Here is an 8,238-nt window from a genome sequence, read left to right as displayed (position 1 = left end):
GAGATTTTCGAACGTGACGTCGAGGTCTTCCCAGTCTCCACCGGAACCGCCGCGAACTGTCTGGGCCTGGCCGCCCTGACCCCGTCCTGGGGCAGCGTGCTGTGCCACCCCGACAGCCACATCAACAACGACGAATGCGGCGCTCCGGAGTTCTTCACAGGCGGCGCCAGACTCGTCACTGTCCCCGGCGACGACAGCAAGATCGACCCCGACGCGCTCCGCGAGGCGGTGCGCCGCAAGGCCGGTGACGTGCACAGCGTGCAGCCGTCGGTGGTGAGCATCAGCCAGGCCCCGGAGAGCGGCAGCGTCTACACCCTCGACGAGATCCGCCGTCTGGCCGCCATCGCCAAGGACGCGGGACTGCGCGTCCACATGGACGGCGCACGCTTCGCCAACGCCCTGGATCACCTCGGCGCCGCCCCGGCCGAGATGACCTGGAAGAGCGGCATCGACGTCCTGTCCTTCGGCGCCACCAAGAACGGCGCGATGATCGCCGACGCCATCATCGCCTTCGACCCCGCGCTGGCCACCGAACTCGCCTTCCGTACCAAGCGCGCCGGCCAGCTCGCCTCCAAGATGCGCTTCCACACAGCCCAGCTCGACGCCTACCTCACCGACGACCTGTGGCTGCGCAACGCCCACCAGGCCAACACGATGGCCACCCGGCTCGGCGACGGTCTCAAGGCCGTCCCCGGCACCGAACTCCTGGGCAGCCCGCAGGCCAACATCGTCTTCTGCCGCCTGCCCCAGCAGACAACCGAAGGGCTCCTCGCCGAGGGTTACACCTTCTACCACGACCGCTGGGCGCCGGGCATCGTCCGCCTCGTCACCTCCTTCTCCCACACCCCCGAAGACATCGACCAGCTCTTGGACGCGGTCCGCCGCCACACCCGCTGACCATCGGGCCCGACCGGCCAGGCAGCTTGGGAGAACAGGGCCTCAGCAGCAAGATCTGCCGGACGGGGCTCAGTCCTGTCCGCCGCCGTCGTCGTCGTCCTCGTCGAATTCCGGCGCGTCCGGGTCGCGCAGCGGGCGAAGGGCGCCGGCGGCCGGGACACTGGCGGTGAAGCTGTAGCGGCCGAGCAGGTTCAGGTTGCGGTGCTTGAGCGGGGAGAGCCGGGCGATGTCCTCGTCCCGGATCTCGTGGCCCTCCGCCTTCAGCTGGGCGACGGCGGCGTCGATGTACTTCGTCGTCCAGAGCACGATGGCGTTGAGGACCAGGCCGAGCGCGCCGAGCTGGTCCTCCATGCCGTCGCGGTACGCCTGGTGGATGGTGCCGCGCTTGCCGTGGCACACGTCCCTCGCGAGCTTGTGGCGGGACTCCTGCACGTTGAGCTGCCGGTTCATCTGCCGGCGGTAGGTGTCGTCCACCGGGTTGACCACCCGCAGCAGATGCTCGGTCTTGGCGATCCGCCCGAACTCTGCGAACGCCGCGCACAGCGGGGTCGGGCGTCCCTCGCGGCCGAACATGCGCAGCGGTCCTAAGAGGTCGTTTTCTCCCGTTGTTTCATCCCGGAATCTGCTGTTTGGTCTGCGGTGTCAGGTCGCGTCAGGAGGTGGTGTTCTCGCTGGTGAGGCGGCGGGCCATGAGGTCGGTCATGGCGATGTGGATCATGGCTTCGGAGCGGGCGGGCCTGGTTTCGTAGTCGCGGGCCAGGCGGCGGTGGAGCATGAGCCAGCCGTAGGTCCGCTCGACCGCCCACCGCTTCGGGATCGGGGCGAACCCTCTGGTTCCAGGCTTGCGTTGCGTGATTTCCATGCCGATGCCGAGGCTGGCGGCGTGCTCGACGAGGTGCTGGCGGTAGCCGCCGTCGCCCCACACCTTGCGGATGCCGTGATGCTCGGCGGCGACCTGGTCCAGGAGCTGGATGCCGGCGATGGAGTCCTGCACGCTCGCCGCGGTGACCAGCACGGCAAGGAGAAGGCCGATCGTGTCGGGGACGATACTCCGCTTCCGTCCGACGATCTTCTTCCCGGCGTCAATGCCCTGGCCGGAGGCGAGCACGCTGGTGGAGGTTTTCACGCTCTGCGCGTCGATCACGCAGGCCGACGGTTCAGCCTCCCGTCCTTCCTTCTCTCGTAAGAGTTGCCTGAGCAGGCCGTTGAGCTGGGCGAACACGCCTTCCTGCTGCCACCTGGCGAAGTAGCCGTAGACCGTGTTCCAGTGCGGGAAGTCATGCGGGAGGTAGCGCCACTGAACCCCGGTGCGGTCCACGTACAAGATCGCGTCCATGATGTCGCGCAGGTCGTGCTCGGGCGGCCGGCCGAAGTCCAGGGCCCGGCCGCGGCGCTCGAAACGCCAGGCCGCCAGGACCGGTTCGATCAACTCCCAGCGGGCATCGGACAGATCACTCGGATATGGGCGTCGCTTCGACATGCTTCCGGCGTACCGCCGCGAACCGAGTGCGCCCAGTCGCACAGAAACCGCGGGCGAAGCACACAACCCCGAAGACCGGCATCCTGGGATGAGACAGGATCGCGCCCCTTTCCGTCCCATCCGCAACATCCCACGACTCGCCGGCATCGACGGCCTCTACGCCCCCGCCAGTACCGTCATCCGCCACCCGAGGACTCATCCAATAAGCGGGCGACTTAGGTGAAAACGACCTCTCAGGAGCCGTTTGAGACCGGGCGGTTGTTCACCCCGCGGGTCGACCGCTATGGCCAGATCCCGGTCCGCACGAACCGCTCCTCGGTTCCCATCCGGCTGATCGGGAAGCGGGTGAGGGTCATCCTTCACGCCTCTCACCTGGTGGTTTACGACCAGAACGTGGAGGTGGCCCGGCACGAGCGGCTGATCGCCAAAGGCGCCGTCCGCCTGGAGCTGGACCACTACCTGGAGGTCCTGGTCCGCAAGCCCGGCGCCTTCCCCGGCTCGACCGCTCTCGAACAGGCCCGTTCGGCGGGAAAGTTCACCCCCGTCCACGACGCCTGGTGGACGCAGGCCATGAAGATCCACGGTGAGCGGGACGGCACCCGCGCGCTCATTGAGGTGCTGCTGCTCGGACGCCATATGACGCACGAACATGTCGTCGCCGGCCTGGCCGCGGCCCTGCGGGCCGGGGCCATGACCGCGGATGCGGTCGCGCTGGAGGCCCGCAAGGCCGCCCAGGTTGAGACCGAGCCCGCACCGGATGCCCGGACCCTCGGCCAGCCGCCGGCGACGGTGACGTCCCTGCACGAGTGGCGCCTGGCGCATCTTCCGCCGGACACCAGGCCGCTGCCTTCGGTGTCTCACTACGACCAGTTGCTCCAACGCCGCCGCACCAGCGGCAGCGGCCACCGTGAGGGAGAAGCGCAGTGACCATGCCCCGACAGCGAGGATTGACCGAGCAGGCCGCCGTAGCCGCGATCGACTCCGCCTGCCGCTTGCTGCGGCTGCCGTCGATCCGCAACGAGTTCTCCGACATCGCCGACCGGGCGATCAAGGACCAGATGACCTACCGCGGCTTCCTCGCCGAACGCTGATGGCCGAGTGCGACGACCGGGCCCGCCGCAGGTCGGAGAGGCGGATCAAGGCAGCCGGCTTCCCCCGGGAGAAGTCCCTGCGGACCTTCGACTTCGACGCCAACCCGAACATCGACCCGGCCACCATCCACACCCTCGCCAGCTGCGAATGGATCAGGAAGAGCCAGCCGCTCTGCCTCATCGGCGACTCCGGCACCGGCAAGTCCCACATGCTCATCGCCCTGGGAACCGAGGCCGCGATGAAGGGCTACCGCGTCCGCTGCACCCTCGCCACCAAGCTCGTGAACGAGCTGGTCGAGGCGGCCGACGAGAAGCAGCTGAACAAGACGATCGCCCGCTACGGCCGCGTCGACCTGCTCTGCATCGACGAACTCGGCTACATGGAACTCGACCGCCACGGCGCCGAACTCCTCTTCCAGGTCCTGACCGAACGCGAGGAGAAGAACAGCGTCGCCATCGCCTCGAACGAGTCGTTCGGCGGCTGGACGAAGCACTTCACCGACCCCCGCCTCTGCGCGGCCATCGTCGACCGGCTCACCTTCAACGGCACCATCATCGAGACCGGCACCGACTCCTACCGCCTCGCCAGCACCCGAGCCCGAGCCGAGGAACCCGCCAAAGCGGGATGACCCCGACAGCGGCAGCAGGTCAGCGGGCTCCGGCTGACTCGCCAGGCGCCGCGACGGGACGCAGCACGGTCAGAGACTCTTCCTGGCGAGCGACCATCGCGAAGGAGAACCTGTCCACCTCCAGGCACAGGTCGACATCGTCGGGATGGACACCCTGGTATCCGCGTTGCACTCCGTCGGCAAGGTCGGCCGCTGCCGGGGAAGTCCTCGCGCGGTGGAGATATGGGGCCGCCTCGGCATCGCTTCCGGCGAGATGCTGGCCGATGTATTCAGCGCAGGCCAGGTCCTCAGCGGCCTGGCCATCGTCGCCGGTGACCACGAACGTCACCGGCCCGGAGCCATCGGTCTTCAGGAACCGGGCTGTCGCGCCGGCCACTACGAAACTCGCGCACAAGACCAGCGGCGCGCTCGCGACGGCCAGTGCGCCGACGGTTCCGGCCGTCGTCTTCTGCACCACCGTTCGACCGGCCAGATCGAGCGACCTGATCAGACCGGGTGAGTTCACCGTGTCGAAGCCCGCTGCCGGGGCACCGTCCTTCAGGGCCAGCCAACCCGAACGACTCTCCTTCAGGGCCAGTGCCTCACCGTCGGACGAGGCCAGGACGATCTTCTCGGCACCACGCGAGAACGCCCAGGCAGCCACGGTGAAGGCCCGCATCACGTCGACGACGACCGCAACGCGCGGGACGTCAGCCAGCTCCGGAATACCGACGAAACGATGATCCATCTCGCCATTCTCGCCGAGGCCCGCATCGCTCACGCCAACGGGCCATCCAGCGACCGTCACCGAGTCCTGGGACACGGCGGTGCCGTCATTTGGCATCGACATCCGCTCCTCTGCTGATCACCAACTGCCTCCGGAACCAGTCGACAAACGCTGTTCCTAGAGATCAACGAAGCCACGGAGGCGGCCATCCCCGCACCCGGCCGGATCATCTCGGCGGAGGCAAGGCGTACTCCTCCCGCCGTAACCGCCGTTACCTGCGCAGACGCCAGATCAAGCACACGATCCCCGAACCCAGGAACCAGCGGGCCAACCGCCGGAGCCGGGGCAGCAGGGGAGGCAGACCCACCGGCTTCGACAAGACGATCTACAAAAGGAGGAACGAAGTGGAGCGGACGATCAATGCCCTCAAGAACTCGCGGGCTGTCGCGACGCGGTTCGACAAACGCGCCGACGTCTTCCACGGCACCGTCACCGTTGTTTCGATCCGGCTCTGGCTCCGGTCGTGATCTACCGGGAACCTAGTAGTACCCCTTCGCTCCGTCGAGTAGCTCCCTCACGATGTCCGCATGCCCCGCGTGCCGTCCGGTCTCCTCGACGAGATGGATGAGCATCCAGCGGAGGTTGGCGTTGCCGGAGCGGTAGTCGGGGTGGCGGCCGACGTCGTCCAGGGAGGCTGCGGCCACGATCTCGTTACTGCGGGCGCACTGGACCTCGTACTCCGCGAGCAGCTGCTTGAGCGGGATGCCGTCGGTACGCCAGTTCGCGTCCTCGTCCGTCTCGTCAAAGGACGGGTTCTGCGTCTTGTCACCGCCCAGGAACAACACCTCCAGCCAGGTGTGCTCGACCCACCGCATATGGCTGATGAGGCCAGCCATCGTCATCGCCGGCGAGGTCGGGATGACAAAGCGGTGAGCATCCGCCTCGCTCAGGCCATCGCACTTCCATCTCAGGATCTGCCGTTGCAGATCCAGCCAGCCGATGAGAGCGGTGCGCTCGTCGGCCTGCAAGGGGGGACGCTCAAGTGAAGGTGCCATGCCTGCGGACGCTAGACGCTCGGTCTCCGACTGCCCGCTGATTTTCGGCTCAAGATCCGCCGGACCGACCATAGATAGGAGGCGGCCTGCTTCTCCAGGGCCTGGGGTTCTGCTTCAAGGTGGTCGGTGCGCGCGACGTTTCGCGCACGACGGCCGGCAGCGGTCCAGCCGGGGCACGGGCGAACCCGCGGTGTGCACCGGCAGGGTCACGCAGTAGCTCGTCCACCCACGCGCCTGGTTGGCGGTCTCCGCGCCTGGTGGCTTTCGTACTCCGGTGCCGTGTCAGTGCCGCGTGCCACACTGCCGGCCATGTCGCTCGCTGATCTCACTCTCGACCTGTGGCGGACCTTCGACGAGGTCACCGCCCGGCGAATCGCCCAGAAGGCCGCTGACGACGTGGGCGGCCGGGTGTCACTCGTCGAGGCCACCGAACATCTCGGTGCCCCGCTGCACCGCGTCCGGGTCGAGCGGGACGGGCAGGAGTTTGCCCTGATACCGGGAGGCCGGGTGTCCCTGGGCTTCGACCTCAACACCTGGCAGCCGACCGCGCAGCAGGCCGCCGACTACGCCGAGAGCCGGGAGCAGGGTTACGGCTACGGGCCCGATCTGCGGACCCACCTTGAGCGGGTCCTCAGCGCTCCCCGCAGCGTCCACCTGGACACCGTCCTCATGGCCGTGGAGGACGAGACCCTGACCGAACCCCCGGCCGACATACCAGCCGCTCTCTTCGCCCGTGGTCTGCGGATGCCGAGCCCCGACGAGTGGGAACACGCCTGCGGCGCCGGATCCAGCACCCTGTTCCGGTGGGGCGACGACTGTCCCCTCGACCGCATCCCCTACGGCGACGACACCGGCCCGCACAACGAGCTGAACGCCTTCGGCCTGCACATCGCCTACGACACCTACCGCGCCGAGCTGACCAGCGATGTCACCGCGGTCCACGGCGGCGACGGAGGCGAGTCGGTGTGCGGCGGCTACGGCCACCTGCTGGCCTGGCTCCCCCTGGCGACCGCCAACCGCAACCCCGAGATGGCCGAGTTCGCATACGGACCGGAGGGGGAGGGCCTGTACGAAAACTTCTCCACGCGGCCGGTGCTCACGCTCTGAGCGAGAGTAGAAGGCCGTCCACCGCGGCCCTGGTGCCGTTGGGAGTCCGAACTCAGCGAGGACGCCGACCCCGACGGCGTCGTCTACCGGGCCGTGCACAACCGCTGGATGAGTATGTTGATGAAGGGCAGCAACACATGTCGGTGAGTTCCGGCAACGGTCGGGTGGGCTCGGCGCCGGAAATGTTGATGAGTTTCAGGTTCTGGCACAGATCTTGGGGAGCCGTGGCGGAGCGTCACCTCGATGTTCGATTGTGAGGGGCGGGCTCGGGTGAGACGGCGTACGCCTTGTCGCTGAAGAGCAGAAATTGACGCTCCCTCAGGGGCTTGTCGGTCGATGTCGTGGCCGGCGGTGGACGGTGATGGTGCTGGTCATGCAGACCGATGCACCGTTCTGGGACTCGCTGGTGTTCGACGGGATCGACGAGGTGGATGTTGAAGCGGTTACGGCCGCTTTCGGCACGGTCGAGGTGGCGGCGAGAGGCCGCACAACCGGTGCGGAATGTCCGGACTGTGGCCGCTTTTCGGACCGAGTCCACGACCGATACCAGCGCAGGCTGAAGGACCTTCCACTCGCTGAGCAGGGCTTTGTAATCCGGCTGACGGTCAGGCGCTTCATCTGCGGGTCGGCGCACTGCCCGCGCCGGACGTTCGCCGAGCTGTTCACCCGGCTGGCCGCACCGCACGCACGGTTCACCAGGCGGCTCAACCACGCCCTGGAGCGAGTGGGGCTCGCGCTGGCCGGGCGAGCGGGCGCCCGGCTGGCCGCCCAGCTGGGATTCGGAGCCGGCCGGATGACCTTGTTACGCAGGATCATGGCATTGCCCGATCCGCAGTTCAGCACGCCGCGTGTGCTGGGCGTGGACGACTTCGCGATCCGCCGAGGCCAGACCTACTCCACCGTCCTGACCAGCGTCGAAGACCACTGTGTGGTCGACGTACTCCCGACTCGTGAAGCCGGGCCGCTGGCCGCCTGGCTGATCCGCCACCCCGGAGTGGAGATCATCTGCCGGGACCGGGCGGGCGCCTACGCCGAGGGTGCCCGGCGCGGTGCTCCGCAAGCTCTGCAGGTCGCCGACCGGTTCCATCTGTGGCAGGGCCTCGGCCGAGCCGTGGAGACTTGCGTCGCCGCCCACCGCGATTGCCTGCGCAATCCTTCGCCCGCCAGCATGCTGCCGGAGGCTACCGAAGGGAATTCCGGTCGGCCGCAGGACGACTCGGAGCCCGTCGGCCGACGGGCCGAGCGGAAGAAGGCCGCACATGCCCTGGTCCAC

Annotated in this window: 7 protein-coding genes and 3 pseudogenes; 6 read left to right on the top strand and 4 right to left on the bottom strand. The window is 67.9% G+C overall.

Translation table 11 applies throughout. The features are described 5' to 3' along the window. On the top strand, positions 1 to 897 hold an 897-nt coding region (locus AB0E85_RS39360; RefSeq protein WP_361937572.1), incomplete at its 5' end, for a low specificity L-threonine aldolase. 69 nt (positions 898 to 966) lie between these two features. Here the strand turns inward: AB0E85_RS39360 and AB0E85_RS39355 are convergent. Together AB0E85_RS39355 and AB0E85_RS39350 are read right to left on the bottom strand one after the other, a co-directional pair. After that, positions 967 to 1,476, bottom strand: a pseudogene (locus tag AB0E85_RS39355) (Tn3 family transposase); the annotation flags it as partial. Between the two features lie 73 nt (positions 1,477 to 1,549). After that, positions 1,550 to 2,377 carry an IS5 family transposase gene (locus AB0E85_RS39350; protein ID WP_361937571.1) on the bottom strand — a complete coding sequence of 276 codons (828 nt, stop codon included), beginning with the start codon at positions 2,375 to 2,377 and terminating at the stop codon, positions 1,550 to 1,552. 375 nt (positions 2,378 to 2,752) lie between these two features. Between AB0E85_RS39350 and AB0E85_RS39345 the strand changes: the two genes are divergently transcribed. Both AB0E85_RS39345 and istB read left to right on the top strand, forming a co-directional pair. After that, the gene (locus AB0E85_RS39345; RefSeq protein WP_361937570.1) at positions 2,753 to 3,304 is read left to right on the top strand and encodes a hypothetical protein; all 552 of its coding nucleotides are present in this window, start codon (positions 2,753 to 2,755) and stop codon (positions 3,302 to 3,304) included. Then, positions 3,301 to 4,097: pseudogene (gene istB / locus AB0E85_RS39340) on the top strand (IS21-like element helper ATPase IstB). The gene AB0E85_RS39345 and the pseudogene istB overlap by 4 nt, the downstream one beginning before the upstream one ends. A 19-nt stretch (positions 4,098 to 4,116) precedes the next feature. Here istB and AB0E85_RS39335 read toward each other — a convergent pair. Continuing rightward, positions 4,117 to 4,824 carry a 2-phosphosulfolactate phosphatase gene (locus AB0E85_RS39335; protein WP_361937573.1) on the bottom strand — a complete coding sequence of 236 codons (708 nt, stop codon included), beginning with the start codon at positions 4,822 to 4,824 and terminating at the stop codon, positions 4,117 to 4,119. 179 nt (positions 4,825 to 5,003) lie between these two features. On the opposite strand from AB0E85_RS39335, the pseudogene AB0E85_RS39330 reads away from it, so the two are divergent. Next, positions 5,004 to 5,330, top strand: a pseudogene (locus AB0E85_RS39330) (transposase); the annotation flags it as partial. A 12-nt stretch (positions 5,331 to 5,342) separates the two neighbouring features. On the opposite strand, the gene AB0E85_RS39325 reads toward AB0E85_RS39330, so the two are convergent. Next, positions 5,343 to 5,858 (bottom strand): DinB family protein, encoded by a 516-nt coding sequence (locus tag AB0E85_RS39325; RefSeq protein ID WP_361937569.1) that lies wholly within the window; start codon positions 5,856 to 5,858, stop codon positions 5,343 to 5,345. 309 nt (positions 5,859 to 6,167) lie between these two features. Between AB0E85_RS39325 and AB0E85_RS39320 the strand changes: the two genes are divergently transcribed. Both AB0E85_RS39320 and AB0E85_RS39315 read left to right on the top strand, forming a co-directional pair. Then, positions 6,168 to 6,965 carry a hypothetical protein gene (locus tag AB0E85_RS39320; RefSeq protein WP_361937568.1) on the top strand — a complete coding sequence of 266 codons (798 nt, stop codon included), beginning with the start codon at positions 6,168 to 6,170 and terminating at the stop codon, positions 6,963 to 6,965. Between the two features lie 373 nt (positions 6,966 to 7,338). Beyond that, positions 7,339 to 8,238: ISL3 family transposase (locus AB0E85_RS39315; RefSeq protein WP_361937567.1), on the top strand; the 900-nt coding region annotated here is incomplete at its 3' end.

Source organism: Streptomyces sp. NPDC029044, assembly GCF_040637495.1.
Lineage (GTDB): Bacteria > Actinomycetota > Actinomycetes > Streptomycetales > Streptomycetaceae > Streptomyces.
This window is presented reverse-complemented; position numbering and strand designations above follow the sequence as displayed.